Genomic DNA, 15,356 nt, shown 5'->3' with positions numbered 1-15,356 from the left:
AGCACGCTAGTTTGCGCACCATGCCAACCATGGCCCAACACAATCCGGATTTTTCCATCGACATGCCCGAAGCCCCGGGTCGCGAAGCTGGCCTGTCCCACTCCGACCATCAGGCCGTGCGCCTGTGGCTTCGCCTTCTGACCTGCAGCACACAGATCGAGCAGGTCATTCGCAGCCAGCTACGCACAGAGTTCGGCACGACCTTGCCTCGTTTTGACTACCTGGCACAGCTCAGCCGCTTTCCCAAAGGTCTGCGCATGAAGACTCTGTCGGAATATCTGATGGTGACCGGCGGCAATGTGACCGGACTGACCGATCAGCTGGTGGCCGAAGGCTGGGTGGAACGCGTGGCTGACGAGGAAGACCGCCGCTCCATGATCGTTCGCCTGACCCGTACGGGCAAAAAGCAGTTCAAGGCCATGGCTGCCGCGCATGAGCTATGGCTTGAGCAGTTGCTGACTCCACTGGGCAGCAAAAACGCCAGCGATCTGTACGAACAACTGGGCAAGCTCAGACAGGTGCTGAGCTCGCCAGATAGTGCCTGAGCCCGAAAAAACACCGTTTTGTGACAATTTCATGGAGAATGCCCTGCACGCAGTCCTGCGTGACACAGGCTTGGGGGGCATGGTTCATGGATTTACTGCATCTGCGATATCGGCTCAAGTCCGGGTTCTACTATCTCTACGACATGCGTGATGCACCCAACGCCATCACGGGAGAGCGCCCCTATCGCCTCAAGACCGAGCTGGTCGCCATCGCGTTTGACCGCATCACCGGTCGCGTGCACCAGCATGGTCACCCCACCCGCATTCACTCCTGGGCCATGGGCGCGCAGCGCCGTCTGCGCATGGCAGGAGACTGGGAAGGCGCAAACCGGCTGGTCGTGGTCTCCGGCCCGCTGCCCGAAGAGGAAATCAACAAATGCCTGAGCGTGCAAGGCTATTGCCGCTGGATGCTGACGCGTCTGGCAAACATGCCGCATGGCAAATTTGCAGCCCATCGTGCAGGCAGCCGCAGCAGCTGGCAAAGACGTGAATCCGGCCAGCAGCGCCGTGCGGCCTGACCTCCAATCAAATCACGCTTTCAGCGCTTACGATCAATCGCAGAGCGCTATCAAATCAGGAATCCGCATCTTCAGCGGAGTTGTCATCCGCCTCGGCCATTTCGGGCATTTTCACAATCGTCACCGGCAGCCGACTGTGTCTGGCCACCTCGCGTGAGACCGAGCCGATCAAAATGCTGCCCAGCCCGCTCTGACCCGTGGCACCGATGATGATCTGATCGCATTCATTGCTCTCGGCAATATCGATCAGGGTATTGGCCTCTTCGCCCAAGCTGATCTCCACTTCATAGGAGGCCCCGGCCTCCTTGAGAAGATCCTGTGCAGGCGCAACCAGATCCATGCCGGCTTCGATGCTGGCGTTGGCGATCAGATCTGAATCTGTGGTTGCAAGCTCCAGCAGCGTGGCCTCCTTCTGCACATGAGCTATCACAAAGTGAGCATCCAGCCCGCTCTGCAAAAGCTTGATGCCGTGGCGTACGGCCTCAAGTGCGACATCCGATCCATCCACCGCAATCATGATCTTGAGCATGGCAACCTCCTGTTCGTCTTGTGCACCAGTGTAGGCCCAGGCTGCAAAGACGGGTTGCGAATCTGGGGCAAGCACCGGCTATTGCAGCAGTGCTTGCGGGCATCTGGGAAAATAGCCGGCTATGCTGCAGTTTGACCTTCTCAAGACCGACCCGACCAGCCACGCGCGCCGTGGCACCTTGACGCTTAACCACGGCAAGGTCCAGACCCCCATCTTCATGCCCGTGGGCACCTATGGCACCGTCAAGGGCGTGATGCCGCGCAGCCTCGAAGAAATGGGCGCACAGATCATCCTGGGCAACACCTTCCATCTGTGGATGCGTCCAGGCCTGGACATCATGAAGTCCTTTGGCGGTCTGCACGACTTTGAGAAGTGGGACAAGCCCATACTGACCGACTCGGGGGGCTTTCAGGTCTGGTCGCTGGGTGCGATGCGCAAGATCACCGAAGAAGGCGTGCATTTCCAGAGCCCCGTGAACGGCGACAAGCTGTTCATGTCGCCCGAGGTCAGCATGCAGATCCAGACGATTCTGAATTCGGACATCGTCATGCAACTCGACGAGTGCACGCCCTACGAAACCAACGGCAAGAAGACCACCGAAGCCGAAGCGCGCAAGTCCATGGAGATGAGCCGTCGCTGGGCCAAGCGCTCCAAGGAGGAGTTCCAGCGCCTGGAAAACCCCAATGCCTTGTTCGGCATCGTGCAGGGCGGCATGTACACCAATCTGCGCGAGGAATCGCTGCAGGGACTGCTGGAAATCGACTTTCCCGGCTATGCCGTGGGCGGCGTCTCCGTGGGCGAGCCCAAGGACGAGATGCTGGAGATCATGGCCCACACGCCGCATCTGCTGCCCGCCAACAAGCCTCGCTACCTGATGGGCGTTGGCACACCCGAGGACCTGGTGCAAGGCGTGGCCGACGGCGTCGACATGTTTGACTGCGTGATGCCGACGCGCAATGCACGCAACGGCACCATCTTCACGCGCTACGGCGATCTGAAGATCCGCAACGCTCGTCACAAGGTGGACCACCAGCCCATAGACACCACCTGCACCTGCCACGCCTGCGCGGGCAAGAGCGGCGTGAGCTGGGACAATGGCGGCCGCGAAGGCTTCAGCCGCGCCTATCTGCACCACCTGGACCGCTGCGGCGAGATGCTGGGCCCCATGCTCACCACCATCCACAATCTGCACTATTACCTGAACCTGATGCAGGAAATCCGCAACGCGCTGGACGCAGGCACTTTTGCCGAGTTCCGCGCCCAATTCAAGGCCGATCGCGCCCGCGGGGTCTGAGCCCCATCGCCTGCCGCAGCAGAGCCTCCAAAAGCCAGAGCGAGTCTCTGGCTTTTTTCATTCGGCAGCAGACATCCGGCTTGCTCTGCAGGCCATCAATTGAAAAACATCGTCAATACCGCGCTGCAAAACCGCATCGGCTCTCGATTTTCTGTATGTTTTTGTTAAAACCACAACATCTAACGGCAACAACAGGCATTTTTGGCGATTGACATCGAATTCACAAAGAGCCACTGAAGAAAGTTCCACGAAACGCTCGCGGCCCCTCTCCTATGACCGAAGCCTCCGCCCCCAAGCCAACGCCGCTGCTGCAGACCGCGGCCCCCAGGACATGGGCCGCTGCGCTCACGCTGGGGATCCTGGTGTTTCTGGCCGCCTTGCTCGGCATACTGGCGCGCCCCATGGGATTTCTCTCGCCGATCTGGCCCGCAAACGCGCTGCTGCTGGGCTTTTTGCTGCACCGCCCTGACTGGCTGCGCCCGAGCTCGGTGCTGGCGGTCTCGGCAGCCTATATCGCCGCCGATCTGCTCACGGGCAGCCGGCCCGATGTGGCAATCCTGCTGAGCATCGCCAATATGGCCGGTGTGGGCGCGGCCTGGGCGCTGATGCACAGGCAGCGCCATGCCACATTGTTCATGCAACGCCAGTCCTCCGCCTTGCTGCTGTTTGTAGGCAGCGGCCTGGGCGCACTGACGGCCGCGCTGCTCGGAGCTCCGGTGCTGAGCGCCGTTTTCGGGACGCCGCACTGGCAGGCTTTTTCCATGTGGCTGAGCAGCGAGTGGCTGAACTACATGATGTTTTTACCCATTGTTCTCGCCTGGCCTGCACGCAGGCAACCAGCTGCACATCCGGGCGAGCCCTCCCCCCTGCGCCGCGTCCTGCCGCTGCTGGCCGTGATTGCCCTGGAAGCCATCAGCTACGGGATCAAAGGTCCCGGCTCACTGGCGTTCTCCCTGCCGGCTCTGATCTGGTGTGCGCTGAGCTATCGCATCTTCAGTCTGACGCTGATCACGGCCTCGCTTTGTCTGAGCAGCATCCTCTTTATTTCGCTGGGCACGCTTGAATTCACCCCCGCGCATTTTCTCGAAGCTCTGTCATTTCGCATGGGGCTATGCATGCTGGTGCTGGGCCCGCTGGCAGTGGCCGGATCGCATATGGCGCGCAATGAGCTGATGCAAAAGCTCAGCCATGCCGTCAACCACGACTTTCTGACCGATATGCTGGCGCGCGGTGCCTTCATGAAGCAGGGGCAAAGAATACTGGAGCGTTGCCGCCAGGATGGCCAGCCATTCACAATTCTGATGCTGGATCTCGACCATTTCAAACAGATCAACGACAGCTTCGGCCATGCGGGTGGGGATCAGTTGCTGCGCAGCTTCAGCCAGACCCTGAGCCAGGTGCTGCGCGCTCAGGACATCGTGGGCCGCATGGGAGGCGAGGAATTCGCCGTGGCTCTACCCAAGGTGGACGCAACCGCTGCACAGGAGATCGCCAAGCGCATCAACCGCTCCATCCGGGAGCTGCGCGTGCCCATGAATGACAAGACTATGAGCGCCACCGTCAGCATAGGCCTGGTCCATACCGCCAGCCTGCAAGCGCATCAAAGCCTGGACCTGCTGCTGCAGCAGGCAGACCAGGCTTTGTATGAGGCCAAGGCCGCCGGGCGAGATCGCGTCGCGGCGCAGCTTCGCTGAGCTCGACACGCCACTGCACCCCCGACAAGCCGGTAGCCCGGCCCACGGTCATCCGGGCTCGCCAGACCCGGAGGCGAGCGGTGCAGCCATCGCCGCATCGGGACGCGGCAGCATCTTGCCGGCTGCAGTGCCGCAGCTATGACAAAAGCGTGAGAACGCGCTCTTGCGGGTATTGCAGCTGCCGCAATGGTCGAACAGGCCGATACCGCAATGGGGGCAGAAGTCGATCTCGGTGTTCTTGAGATCCACTGGGCGCTCGCAGCCCGGGCACACATTCTTGGACAGACGCTCCAGCGCCACGTCATAGCTCAGCTCCTCACGGCGCTGCTCTTCGGGCAAGGACTCCTGCAGCTTCTGTTTTTCCAGATAGCGGTTGAGCGCAAGAATGGCATAGCGGCCCAGCAGCACCGTCACCACGATGCCCACGATGTAGCGCACATAGCCACCGTAGTCAGGCAGATAGGGCACCAGCTCGACAAAGAAGGCGAACAGCGCAAAAAAGATAAAACCCCAGACAAAAGGCCACCAGGTGCTCTTGCGCTTCTTGGCGAACAGCCAGCCCGCCACTACCAGCAAAGGCAGGGTGATGGCCAGACGGAACAGAAACACGCGCAGCTCGCTGGCACGCATGGCGGCTTCATACTGGGGATAGGCCTGCTCGCGCAGACTGCTCATCTCGGCCTCGGCGTTGGAGACGGCCTGATTCGCTTCCAGATGGGTCTGTGCCTCTTTCTCGCGCTCCTGGCGGGCCATGTCCTCGGCCTGCTTGAGCGCATCCAGCGCCTTGCTGCGAGCGACCAGCTCTGCGTCCTGCTCGGGGCGCTCCGTCGCCCGGCGGGTCGCCACCCAGTTGTCAAAGGTGTCGCGCGCCGACTGGTAGCGCGCACGCTCGGCGTCGAACTTGAGCTGAGCCCTGTCCAGTGCCTTCTGAGTCACGCCGGCCGTCTTCTGGGCCTGGTCGATTTCGGCCCGCACACGCTGTGCATCGGCCTCAGGAATAAAGGACTCGATCTCCAGCGAGCGATCGGGCTGAGGCAGATTGCCCACCACCAGCCCGCCCAGGCCGATCAGGAAAAAGGCAAACAGCAGCGCCACCAGCCAGAGGCCACGGCGAAACCATTTCTCGGGCAAACGCAGAGACTTGCTCATTTCAATTACTCCAAAAACATAGCACCTTGCGCATGTTCAACAAGGCTTTGAAGCCGATTCGGCTTGAACTCACTGCACGGTATGCACGGCCGATGCGAGTTGCGTGCGCTGCAGCCACTGGGTCACGGAGTCCACCGTCACCGTCTCGATGCGGCTGGCAAAGCGTTTTTCGTTGGGGTGATCGTCAAACGCGATATTGGCCGCCGTCATGCGCCCACCCAGTCGCGAGAACGCGCGAATGATGAGCGCACCGGGCTCATAACCCTTGGCCTGCAACCAGGCCTGAGCCTGGGCTCGGTTCTGAATCGTCGCCGGCTCCATGGCTGCGGCCAGCGTCTCGGTCGCCCATTGGTTCGACTGCTGGTACTTGCTGCTCCAGACATAGCTGACCATGCTGTAGGGCTCGTTCTGGAGACGCAGCACCGTGGGAGCGCTCAAGAACTTGAGCAGGGCCTGCTGCACCGCCGGTGTCGGAATCTGAATGGCAGCTTCGTAGCGCCACATATCGTCAAGAAAGAACTCGCCCAAGCCCTGGCGGTAGATATGGCCGGATGCGGTGCCGCACTCGTTGAGCTTGTGCGCCACGCGCCAGGGGCCGGCAGGTGTTCTGTAGGCCCAGCCATAGTGCGAATACTTGAGATCGTATTTGCTCAAGTCCTGCCCTTGCCGAGCCAGCAGCACGACCTGGGTGCCGTTCTTCTGAAACTCGGCATCCAGCGCCTTGGCGGTGCGCGCGGCCAGATTCAGCCCCTTGACCATGACATCGGCGGTCAGCGGACGGTCTTCACAGCTGCGGCCGGCCTCTGCCGAGCCTGCCCAGGCAATCAACGCAGCGCCCAGCGCCAGCGCCACAGGGCCGGGGATGGGCACGCCGGCGCGTTGAGCGGGCGCCATGGCTTGTACAACGCTTGTCGGTTCCTTGATCATGCGAGCCTCCAATTTCTTGAATTACAGACGCTCGTTGTGCATCAGCGCCTTGCCGATTTCATTGGGGATGAAGGCCAGCACCTTGCCTGCAGTGGACAGAATCACGCCGGCCGCAGTGGCGCTGGTCTGCACCACCGTACCCACACCGACCGACAGGGCACCTGCGGCCTGGCCAGAGACCTTGACCACGGCCGAAGTGCCATCAGCCACATTCTTGAGCACATAGGTCACGCCTGTGGCACTGCCCTCCACGGCCTCAACGATCACGGATGCACCAGCGGCCGACAGAAACAGGGGTATTGCCACGACTTCCTCCGAAGCGCCACCGGATACCGCTGCAACCACCGATGCCACAGGCAGGGCCGACAGCACCAGAGAGGCTTCGCTCTGGGCGTGGACTGCGCTGCCGCCCAGCAAGGCAAAGGCCGCGCCCAGAGCGCACAGGCTGTTGCGAAGAGGACGGATAAAGGTCAGGACGTTGATCACAAATGGCTCCCGGTGGTTATTGAAATGGACCGCGATTTGCATGCGGCGACGAACGAATCATCCATGCGCCCGAAACTTCGGCCCTGTGTTTTGTCAAAATCAGCAAGCGGCAGGTCTCGCAGTATCGCAAAGCGATACTTCCCGCCCGCTGACAGCCCTCAAACTAGCTGCAGCTTGCACATCTTGCCCCACTCCCACGCCCACAACTTTCAAAAATCATCAGGCAATCCATGCGGCTTCACTCTCAGACTTTCGCCCTGCACAAGCCTTCACGCCGGCAAAGCCGTCTTGCAGCAGCGCTCGCCACAGCCATGTCCACCCTGGCCGTCTCGGCACTGGCGCAGGGCAGCAGCATTCCCGCTTTTTCGCAGATGCCGCCGGGCCCTCTGGGCGGTCCCTGGCACTTTGCCACCCTGCCCAACAAGAATCCGACGGCATTCAATGTGGTGGACCAGGATGGCGGGCATGTGCTGCGCGTGAGCACACATGACGCTTACGGCAATATGGTGCACAGCCTGCAGCAGGCTGCCGCGCCCGATCTGCAGCTGCAGTGGCACTGGCGCGTGGATCAGCTGATAGACAAAGCCGATATCAAAACCAGAGCCGGTGACGATGCGGCGCTCAAGCTTTGCGTGTCCTTCGACTTTGACAAATCGCAGCTGAGCTTTGGTGAACGGGCCAAGTTGCGCCTGGGAAGGATCAGCACCGGAGAGGACATCCCGGCCGAGACGCTGTGCTATGTCTGGGACAACAAGCAGCCCATAGGCACGGTTCTTCACAACGCGTTCACGCATCGCATGCGTTACATCGTGCTGCAAAGCGGTGACGCACACAAAGGACGGTGGGTGACGGAGCAGCGTCATCTCTCCTCCGACTACCGACAGGCCTTTGGCGATGAGTCCCAGGCCATGCCCACCATCATCGGCATCACCGTCTCGGCGGACTCGGACAACACCCATGGCGAAGGACTTGCCTACATGGGTGATATCCGACTCGGGCCCTGAGCGCCGCGCCTCAACGCTGCAGCAAGTTCGTCACATGCTGCTGCAGCAGGGCCGGCGTGACCGAGGCAGCCGCCACCGGCTCGCCCACCTCCAGCCCCACGCGGTTGAACAGGCCGCGACGCAGCGGCTTGACCATGGCCACATTCTTGCCGCCGCGCAACTCGATGCGGCTGAAGTAGGAGCCCCAGAGATTGGTCAGCGCCATGGGAATGACGGGAACCTGCAGGCCGTCATCTCGCGCATGGTCAAGAATCTTCATGATGCCGCCCTTGAACGGCTGCAACTGGCCGTCAGAGGTAATGCCGCCCTCGGGGAAGATGGCCAGCAGGTCGCCCTCGCGCAACACCTCGGCAGCACGCGCGAACGCGGCTTCATAGGTCGCCGGATCATCCTTGTACGGCGCGATCGGAATCGCCTTGGCCAGCTTGAACAACCAGCCCAGCACCGGCGCCTGGAAGATACGGTGGTCCATCACGAAGTGAATGGGGCGCGGGCTGGCCGCCATGAGCAAGATGGCATCGACAAAGCTCACGTGGTTGCAGACCAGCACAGCCGCGCCATCGCGCGGAATATGCTCGTCGCCACGAACCTTGAAGCGGTAGACAAAGTGGGTGATGATCCAGGCCACAAACCGCAGCAGATATTCGGGCACCAGCAGGAACACATAGAGCGCCACGATGGCATTGGCGATGCCAGTGATCAGAAACACCTGGGGAATGCTGCAACCTGCGGCCAGCAGGGCGCCGGCCAGCACGGCCGAGGCGATCATGAACAGCGCGTTCAAAATATTGTTGGCCGCGATGATGCGAGCGCGGTGCGTGGGCTGGCTGCGCATCTGGATCAGCGCGTACATGGGCACGCTGTAAATGCCCGCCGACAGCGCCAGCAGCCCCAGATCCAGCATCACGCGCCAGTGCTTGGCCTCTCCCAAAAAGGAACTCACGCCCATCAGCTCGGAGGGCGGCAGCGCGCGTGTGGCGAGGAACAGATCAATCGCAAACACGCTCATGCCAATCGCGCCCAGCGGCACCAGGCCTATCTCCACCTGGCGACGGCTGAACACTTCGCACAGCAGCGAGCCAATGCCTATGCCCACCGAGAAGATCACCAGCAGCAGCGATGCCACATGCTCGTCGCCATGCAGCACCTCCTTGGCAAAGCTGGGAAACTGCGAGAGAAACACCGCGCCGAAGAACCACATCCAGCTGATTCCCAGCAGCGAGCGGAACACCACGGGCTGCTGGCGCGCCAGCTGCAGGTTGCGCCAGGTTTCGGTGAACGGGTTCCAGTTGATCACCAGGCCAGGGTCGGTCGCCGGCGCATGGGGAACGAACTGTGCGCAGATGCGGCCCACGATCGCGACGGCCACGCAGGCCATGGCCACCTGCATGTGGCCGACCTCGGGCACGGCAATCAAGAGACCGCCTGCGACCTGACCCAGCAAGATGGCGACAAAAGTGCCCATCTCCACCATGCCATTGCCGCCCGTGAGTTCGCGGTCATTGAGCACCTGGGGCAGATAGGCGAATTTGACGGGGCCGAACAGTGTGGAGTGCAGCCCCATGAGGAACACGCACAGCAGCAGCACCGGCACATGGGCCTGGACGAAGCCCCAGGCCGCAATCAGCATGATGGCGATCTCCAGGTTCTTGACCAGGCGGAACATGCGGGTCTTGTCCCACTTGTCGGTCAGCTGACCCGAAGTGGCCGAAAACAGCAGATAAGGCAGGGTGAACAGCGCACCGATCACCAGCCCCGCCATGGAAGGCGGCAGCCACGAGACGCTGAGCTGATAGGTGACCATCACCGTGAAGGCAAACTTGAAGAGATTGTCATTGCCCGCACCGGCAAACTGCGTCCAGAAAAACGGTGCAAAGCGACGCTGGCCCAGCAGGGCGAACTGGTTGGGGTGGGCATGCTGCGGTGCAGCGGCGGCCGTCTGCACGGTCGGCGTGGAATTCATGGATCTCTCCCTGTGGCGCTGCTGGCATTGTGCCAACTTGCCCGAATTTTTTTGTAGGTTTTATGCCGCTGGCGCTTGAATAACATGCGCCAGACGCTATGAATATTACGACTCGCGCCACTGCTGCAAGGCACGCAGCACAGGCCATGCGGCGGCCGCGGCCACCCAGTGCTTGAGGCTGTGGCCGGAGATTGCGTGCGCGGTCACATCAAACACATCGCCGTCCGACAGCTCCAGGAGCTTGGCCACGACGTACAGACCGATCACCCAGCCCAGCTCCACCGGCAGCGCGTGACGACGCGGCGCCACAAATGCCAGCCACAGGAGAGTCAGCATGCCGCCGCCCTGCACCAGCACCCAGGGCAGCACGTTGCTGGTCTGCGCCCAGACCGCCACGCTGGCGGGTGCAGCCACCAGCAATACCCCGGCAGTGATGCGGGCGCTGATGTCGTCAATGCGCGTCTGCACCGCCAGGCCCAGCAAGCCGGCGAAAGCCAGGCTCATGCCCAGCCGATCCCAGACCAGGCTCGAGTCATGCGGAGCCCAGTGATAGTAGGCAGACCCCGCACCCGAGCACAGCAGTCCCGCAAAGAACAGAGCGCACAGGGCACGCGCCGTGCCGTTGAGCTTCTGATAGTCGACACGCCACAGAGCAAGCCCGCCCGCCAATCCGGCCAGCACAAACCCCAGATTGCTCAACACATCGGCGGCATTCGGCACGCCCAGCCAGCCGCGCTGGTTGGCAAAGGCGTGATAGTGCTCGGGCTGAGCGATGCCGGGCATCAGCAGCGCCAGCGTGAACATAAAAGCCATGCCCCCGAACAAGGCAAAGCGCTGCTCCAGCGTGCCCGAGGTCTCGGGGCTCGTCATTTCCACAGCCGCGATCGATGAATTGTGCAGTTGCATGGTGCTTCTTCCCTGTGTGTTTGCCGCGCAGTATGAAAATCCGCCGGTTCAACGGCATCGATCTTCTAAACTTGCGCCATATCGCTGCACTGCCAGTACTACCAACCGATACCATGAGCACGACCGCCGATCTCGTCACCGCCATCAAGAAAGAACTCAAGGCCGCGCAGATGACCTATGCCGACCTGGCCCAGGCCATAGGCATGGCCGAATCCAGCGTCAAGCGCATGCTGGCCAAGGGCGACATGCCGCTGTCGCGCATCGACGAGATCTGCCGCGCCCTGCATCTGGACTTTGCCGATCTGGCGCGCAATGTGGCCGACAGCCGGCCGCTGCTGCAGCAGATCACGCGCGAGCAGGAGATTGCCGTGGTTGCCGACCGCAAGCTGCTGCTCACGGCCATCTGCGTGCTTAGCCAGTGGACGCTGGAGCAGATCGTCGCCACCTACCGCATCAGCGAGCCCGAGTGCATCGGCTATCTGGCGCAGCTGGACCGCATCGGCATCATCGAGCTGCGTCCCGGCAACCGCTACAAGCTGCGCCTGGCCAAGACCTTCCGCTGGCAGACCAACGGCCCGGTGATGGACTTCTTCCGTGAGAACGCCGTGCTGGACTACTTTGGTGGCACTTTTGCCGGCGAGGACGAGACCATGCTGCTGGTGCATGGCTCCATCGCCCCCAGCCTGGCGCCCAGCTTCGTGGAGCGCATTCAGCGCATCGGTCAGGACTTTTCGCAGCAGCATCTGCAGGATCAGCGCCTGGGTCCCAACAAGATCGAGGGCTACACCCTGGTGCTGGGCATGCGCAAATGGGAGCTGCCCGCCTTTGCGGCCTTGCGTCGGTAGACCATCACTCCCAAATATGTAGCTAAATGCGCTTGCTGCATCTGCATCCACCGGCTGTTTTATACATTCTTCACCAAGCAGACACACAAGATTGCAAGACTTCGCACAGCGGCAACCCACGGTTGACGCTGGCCTTCCAACATGGAGCCCAAGGGATGCCTGAACCACCGGCAGCCCGCTACCCATGAAGGAGGCGTATATGCTGACAATCCGCAACACCATCCACACCGTCGCTGCCGCAGGCGCACTCGCCCTGATGGGCTTTGCCGGTAGTGCACAGGCCCAAAACGCTTACTGGGCGGGTGCCAGCCAGGGCGCCTATGTGAACGTGCAGTTCAACGCACCGCCCCCCGTCCGCTATGAGGCCGTGCCCGCTCCGCGCCGTGGCTATGTCTGGGCTCCTGGTTACTGGGAGCCGCGCGGCCACCGCCATGTCTGGCGCGCCGGCCACTGGGTGCAGAGCCGCCCCGGCTACGTGTACCGCCAGCCCGCCTGGGTGCAGCACGGCAACCGCTGGGACTACCGCGCCAGCCGCTGGGACAGGGATGGTGACGGTGTGCCCAACCGCCATGACCGCAACCCCCACAACCCCTATCGCCGCTAAAAGGCTGTTGAAGCTTTAAGCCTTGATCGCTCCCTCCGCTGGCCCCTCCGAGTCATCACTTTCCAGCGGATTTCAGCCCGTTTTTCGCAAGAGATTCGGGCTTTTTTGCATTAACCCCACAAGCTTAATGCTGCATAAGCATATAGAAGCAAATCATTAAATTACGGACACAATTCACAGAATTCAAGGCTCCTCTGGACAAGTCCCATCATGCGTTTGCTGCCCCGTTTCCTATCCGGTCTTGTTGCCACAGCAGCGGCCACCGCCCTGTTTCCCCTGGTCAGCCAGGCGGCCGACCCCGGCGCCGCCAGCTATCCGCATCAGCCCATCACCATGATCATGGGCTTTAACGCAGGATCGGGTGTGGATGTGATCGGCCGCGTGGCGCAAGAGCCTTTGGGCAAGATTCTGGGCCAGCCCGTCATCATCGACTACAAGAGCGGCGCCGCCGGCAATATCGGCAGCGAGTTCGTCGCCCGTGCCAAGCCTGATGGCTACACCATCTACTTCGGCACCGCCGCCACCCATGGCAGCAATGCCGCGCTCTACAAGAAGCTGCCGTTCGACGTGGAAGCCGACTTCGTGCCCGTCGCTCCGCTGGTGGACGTGGCCAATGTGCTGACCATCAATCCCAATGTGATCAACGTCAAGAACCTCAAGGAGTTCGTGGACGAGGTCAAAGCCCATCCCGGCAAGTACAACTACGCCTCCACCGGCAACGGCGCGGGCACCCATATGGCGTTTGCCGAGTTCAACTCGCGCCTGGGCCTGGACATGGTGCATGTGCCCTACAAGGGCGGCCCCGAAGCCATTACCTCGGTGCTGCGCGGCGAGACCTGCTGCATCATGAACCAGGTGCAGACCGTGCTGAGCCACTACAAGGCCGGCAAGGTGCGCCTGCTGGGCGTGACCACGTCCAAGCCCGTGGAAGCCGTCAAGGAAGTGCCCACCATTGCCGCCAGCGGCCTGCCCGGCACCAAGGGCTTCAACAGCTCCATCTGGTTCGGCATCTTCGCGCCCAAGGGCACGGACCCGGTCATCGTCAAGAAGCTCAATCTGGCCGTCAACGAGGTGCTCAAGCAGCCCGAGGTGCGCGAGCGCTTTGTCTCCCAGGGCAACACCATTCGCGAAGAGACACCCGAGCAGTTCAAGAAAACCGTGCATGAAGACCGCATCAAATGGGCCAAGGTGGTCAAGGATGCCAAGATAAGTATTGACTAACACCCCTGAGCGGCCCTGCCGCTTCCCCCTCTGTCTACGCGCTGCGCGCCAAGGCAGAGGAACGACACCCTCGGTGCGGGGCGGCCCTTCCTCGATGTCTCTCACTTGGTCCTGCTTCGAGTTCAAGCAGTGTTAAGTTATCGGTGTTTGTTTGATGCGTCTGCGGCTCAAGCCTCAGGCGCTTTTGGGTTTTAGCTATGTCAATTTCTACTTCTACGACAGCCGCCACATCGGGGCTGGCAACGCTGGAAGAACGCCTGCGTGACGACTTCGTCACTCTGGGCTGGCCTGCCAAGGCCTGGATTCCTCCCTCCACGCGCAAGGGACTGCCGGTGCATGACGTGCTCGTCATCGGCGCCGGCCAGGCCGGCCTCGCGCTGAGCATGGCGCTGCAGCAGGTCGGCATCAAGCCCGTGCTGTTGGACAGGTCCGCGCCGGACTTCGAAGGCCCATGGGCCACCACGGCGCGCATGGAAACCCTGCGCTCGCCCAAGGAGCTGACCGGCCCCGCCATGGGTGTGGCAGCCCTGTCCTTTCGCGCCTGGTTCATCGCCCAGTTCGGACTCGATGCCTGGACGGCGCTGGACAAGATTCCGCGCCTGCAGTGGATGGACTATCTGCGCTGGTACCGCCGCGTGACCAACGCCGATGTGCGCAACGGCCATGAAGTCATTGCCGTGCGCCCGCAGGCCGATGGCGTGGTGGAAGTCGATGTCAAGGCCAATGGCGTGACCGCCACCTGGCAAACCCGCCGCCTGGTGCTGGCCACGGGCCGCGACGGTCTGGGCGGCGCCACGGTTCCCGCCTTCATGCGGGGCGTGGACAGGAAGTTCTGGGCCCATTCCTCCGACGCCATGGACTACGCCACGCTGGCGGGCAAGCATGTGGGCGTGGTCGGCGCCGGGGCTTCGGCCATGGACAGCGCCGCGACGGCTCTCGAAAACGGCGCAGCCAGCGTGGACATGCTGATCCGCCGCCAGCAGCTGCCGCTGGTCAACAAGTCCAAGGGCTCGGGCGTGCCCGGCCTGACACATGGCCAGTACCTGCTGCCCGATGCCTGGAAATGGCGCATCCGCCACTACATCAACGCCCAGCAGGTGCCGCCCCCGCATGGCAGCACGCTGCGCGTCTCGCGCCATGACAACGCCTTCTTCCACCTGGGCTGCGCCGTGCAAGCTGCGGAGAAAGCGGGCGACAAGCTGCAGGTGAAGACCTCGGCCGGCGTGTTCGTGCTGGACTTTCTCATCGTCTCCACGGGCTTTGCCATCGACTGGAGCCTGCGCCCCGAGTTTGCGGACATCGCTGCCCATGTAAAGCTGTGGAGCAGCCGCTTCACGCCCGAGTCCGGCGACGAGGATGCCGAGCTGAGCGCATCGCCCGATCTGGGGCCGCTGTTCGAGCTCCAGGGTGACCTTCCCGGCCTCGACCGGATTCACTGCTTCTGCTACCCCGCTGCGCTCTCGCACGGCACGGTGTCGGGCGATATTCCCGCCATCAGCGACGGGGCGCGCAAACTCGCGCAAGGTCTGGCCTCGCTGTTCTACCTGAACGATATCGAGCAGCACTTTGCCAAGCTCAAGGCCTATGCCGAGCCCGAGCTGGACGGCACGGAATGGACCCCCGCCGACAGCGCTGCGCGCATCCGGCAGCTGCAACCCTAAATCAAGAGAC

Annotated in this window: 16 protein-coding genes; 9 read left to right on the top strand and 7 right to left on the bottom strand. The window is 62.1% G+C overall.

The annotated features are described in order from the left end of the window. The first annotated feature begins 20 nt into the window (after nucleotides 1-20). On the top strand, nucleotides 21-545 hold the full coding sequence (locus P353_RS13425; protein WP_419186593.1) for a MarR family winged helix-turn-helix transcriptional regulator: 525 nt from the start codon (nucleotides 21-23) through the stop codon (nucleotides 543-545). 38 nt (nucleotides 546-583) lie between these two features. Then, on the top strand, nucleotides 584-1,063 hold the full coding sequence (locus P353_RS13420; protein ID WP_052084858.1) for a hypothetical protein: 480 nt from the start codon (nucleotides 584-586) through the stop codon (nucleotides 1,061-1,063). A gap of 55 nt (nucleotides 1,064-1,118) precedes the next feature. Here the strand turns inward: P353_RS13420 and P353_RS13415 are convergent, their stop codons facing one another. Continuing rightward, nucleotides 1,119-1,592 carry a universal stress protein gene (locus P353_RS13415; RefSeq protein WP_034370273.1) on the bottom strand — a complete coding sequence of 158 codons (474 nt, stop codon included), beginning with the start codon at nucleotides 1,590-1,592 and terminating at the stop codon, nucleotides 1,119-1,121. Between the two features lie 121 nt (nucleotides 1,593-1,713). Here P353_RS13415 and tgt point away from each other — a divergent pair, with 121 nt between their 5' ends. Beyond that, nucleotides 1,714-2,886 (top strand): tRNA guanosine(34) transglycosylase Tgt, encoded by a 1,173-nt coding sequence (tgt, locus tag P353_RS13410; RefSeq protein ID WP_034370077.1) that lies wholly within the window; start codon nucleotides 1,714-1,716, stop codon nucleotides 2,884-2,886. A gap of 57 nt (nucleotides 2,887-2,943) precedes the next feature. On the opposite strand, the gene P353_RS29215 is transcribed toward tgt, so the two are convergent. Beyond that, a complete protein-coding gene (locus P353_RS29215; protein WP_155500043.1) occupies nucleotides 2,944-3,135 on the bottom strand; it encodes a hypothetical protein in 192 nt (63 codons plus the stop codon). Between the two features lie 23 nt (nucleotides 3,136-3,158). Here P353_RS29215 and P353_RS13405 point away from each other — a divergent pair, with 23 nt between their 5' ends. Then, complete coding sequence (locus P353_RS13405) at nucleotides 3,159-4,580, top strand: GGDEF domain-containing protein (protein WP_034370074.1); 1,422 nt, start codon at nucleotides 3,159-3,161, stop codon at nucleotides 4,578-4,580. Nucleotides 4,581-4,628: 48 nt separating this feature from the next. Here P353_RS13405 and P353_RS13400 read toward each other — a convergent pair whose 3' ends face one another. The 3 genes from P353_RS13400 to P353_RS13390 all read right to left on the bottom strand — a co-directional run bounded on the left by P353_RS13400 (nucleotide 4,629) and on the right by P353_RS13390 (nucleotide 7,184). After that, entirely contained in the window at nucleotides 4,629-5,729 is a 1,101-nt protein-coding gene (locus P353_RS13400) for a zinc ribbon domain-containing protein (protein WP_034370071.1), read from the bottom strand. A gap of 69 nt (nucleotides 5,730-5,798) precedes the next feature. Beyond that, the gene (locus P353_RS13395; RefSeq protein ID WP_052084857.1) at nucleotides 5,799-6,656 is read right to left on the bottom strand and encodes a DUF2145 domain-containing protein; all 858 of its coding nucleotides are present in this window, start codon (nucleotides 6,654-6,656) and stop codon (nucleotides 5,799-5,801) included. A gap of 21 nt (nucleotides 6,657-6,677) precedes the next feature. Then, the gene (locus tag P353_RS13390; RefSeq protein ID WP_052084856.1) at nucleotides 6,678-7,184 is read right to left on the bottom strand and encodes a hypothetical protein; all 507 of its coding nucleotides are present in this window, start codon (nucleotides 7,182-7,184) and stop codon (nucleotides 6,678-6,680) included. A 188-nt stretch (nucleotides 7,185-7,372) separates the two neighbouring features. Here P353_RS13390 and P353_RS13385 point away from each other — a divergent pair, with 188 nt between their 5' ends. Then, nucleotides 7,373-8,146, top strand: coding sequence for a DUF3047 domain-containing protein (locus P353_RS13385; RefSeq protein ID WP_034370069.1), 774 nt, complete (start codon nucleotides 7,373-7,375; stop codon nucleotides 8,144-8,146). Between the two features lie 10 nt (nucleotides 8,147-8,156). Here the strand turns inward: P353_RS13385 and P353_RS13380 are convergent, their stop codons facing one another. Next, entirely contained in the window at nucleotides 8,157-10,109 is a 1,953-nt protein-coding gene (locus P353_RS13380) for an MFS transporter (RefSeq protein ID WP_034370067.1), read from the bottom strand. Nucleotides 10,110-10,214: 105 nt separating this feature from the next. Further along, nucleotides 10,215-11,015 carry a hypothetical protein gene (locus P353_RS13375; RefSeq protein WP_034370065.1) on the bottom strand — a complete coding sequence of 267 codons (801 nt, stop codon included), beginning with the start codon at nucleotides 11,013-11,015 and terminating at the stop codon, nucleotides 10,215-10,217. 113 nt (nucleotides 11,016-11,128) lie between these two features. Here P353_RS13375 and P353_RS13370 point away from each other — a divergent pair, with 113 nt between their 5' ends. From P353_RS13370 to P353_RS13355, 4 genes are all read left to right on the top strand, one after another. Further along, on the top strand, nucleotides 11,129-11,860 hold the full coding sequence (locus tag P353_RS13370) for a helix-turn-helix domain-containing protein (protein ID WP_034370063.1): 732 nt from the start codon (nucleotides 11,129-11,131) through the stop codon (nucleotides 11,858-11,860). Between the two features lie 199 nt (nucleotides 11,861-12,059). Then, nucleotides 12,060-12,464 (top strand): YXWGXW repeat-containing protein, encoded by a 405-nt coding sequence (locus tag P353_RS13365; RefSeq protein ID WP_034370061.1) that lies wholly within the window; start codon nucleotides 12,060-12,062, stop codon nucleotides 12,462-12,464. A gap of 210 nt (nucleotides 12,465-12,674) precedes the next feature. After that, nucleotides 12,675-13,685, top strand: a complete 1,011-nt coding sequence (locus P353_RS13360; RefSeq protein ID WP_034370059.1) for a Bug family tripartite tricarboxylate transporter substrate binding protein — start codon at nucleotides 12,675-12,677, stop codon at nucleotides 13,683-13,685. Nucleotides 13,686-13,882: 197 nt separating this feature from the next. Further along, a complete protein-coding gene (locus P353_RS13355) occupies nucleotides 13,883-15,346 on the top strand; it encodes an NAD(P)-binding domain-containing protein (RefSeq protein ID WP_034370057.1) in 1,464 nt (487 codons plus the stop codon). Nucleotides 15,347-15,356 lie beyond the last annotated feature (10 nt).

Origin of the sequence: Comamonas testosteroni, assembly GCF_000761245.1 — a bacterium.
GTDB classification, from domain to species: domain Bacteria; phylum Pseudomonadota; class Gammaproteobacteria; order Burkholderiales; family Burkholderiaceae_C; genus Comamonas; species Comamonas testosteroni_C.
This window is presented reverse-complemented; position numbering and strand designations above follow the sequence as displayed.

Coding starts and splice junctions, on each gene's coding strand:
- P353_RS13375 (WP_034370065.1), bottom strand. CDS start 11,015: ATGCAACTGCACAATTCATCGATCGCGGCTGTGGAAATGACGAGCCCC.
- P353_RS13420 (WP_052084858.1), top strand. CDS start 584: ATGCCCTGCACGCAGTCCTGCGTGACACAGGCTTGGGGGGCATGGTTC.
- P353_RS13360 (WP_034370059.1), top strand. CDS start 12,675: ATGCGTTTGCTGCCCCGTTTCCTATCCGGTCTTGTTGCCACAGCAGCG.
- P353_RS13415 (WP_034370273.1), bottom strand. CDS start 1,592: ATGCTCAAGATCATGATTGCGGTGGATGGATCGGATGTCGCACTTGAG.
- P353_RS13385 (WP_034370069.1), top strand. CDS start 7,373: ATGCGGCTTCACTCTCAGACTTTCGCCCTGCACAAGCCTTCACGCCGG.
- P353_RS13355 (WP_034370057.1), top strand. CDS start 13,883: ATGTCAATTTCTACTTCTACGACAGCCGCCACATCGGGGCTGGCAACG.
- P353_RS13370 (WP_034370063.1), top strand. CDS start 11,129: ATGAGCACGACCGCCGATCTCGTCACCGCCATCAAGAAAGAACTCAAG.
- P353_RS13405 (WP_034370074.1), top strand. CDS start 3,159: ATGACCGAAGCCTCCGCCCCCAAGCCAACGCCGCTGCTGCAGACCGCG.
- P353_RS13400 (WP_034370071.1), bottom strand. CDS start 5,729: ATGAGCAAGTCTCTGCGTTTGCCCGAGAAATGGTTTCGCCGTGGCCTC.
- tgt (WP_034370077.1), top strand. CDS start 1,714: ATGCTGCAGTTTGACCTTCTCAAGACCGACCCGACCAGCCACGCGCGC.
- P353_RS13380 (WP_034370067.1), bottom strand. CDS start 10,109: ATGAATTCCACGCCGACCGTGCAGACGGCCGCCGCTGCACCGCAGCAT.
- P353_RS13425 (WP_419186593.1), top strand. CDS start 21: ATGCCAACCATGGCCCAACACAATCCGGATTTTTCCATCGACATGCCC.
- P353_RS13390 (WP_052084856.1), bottom strand. CDS start 7,184: ATGCAAATCGCGGTCCATTTCAATAACCACCGGGAGCCATTTGTGATC.
- P353_RS13395 (WP_052084857.1), bottom strand. CDS start 6,656: ATGATCAAGGAACCGACAAGCGTTGTACAAGCCATGGCGCCCGCTCAA.
- P353_RS13365 (WP_034370061.1), top strand. CDS start 12,060: ATGCTGACAATCCGCAACACCATCCACACCGTCGCTGCCGCAGGCGCA.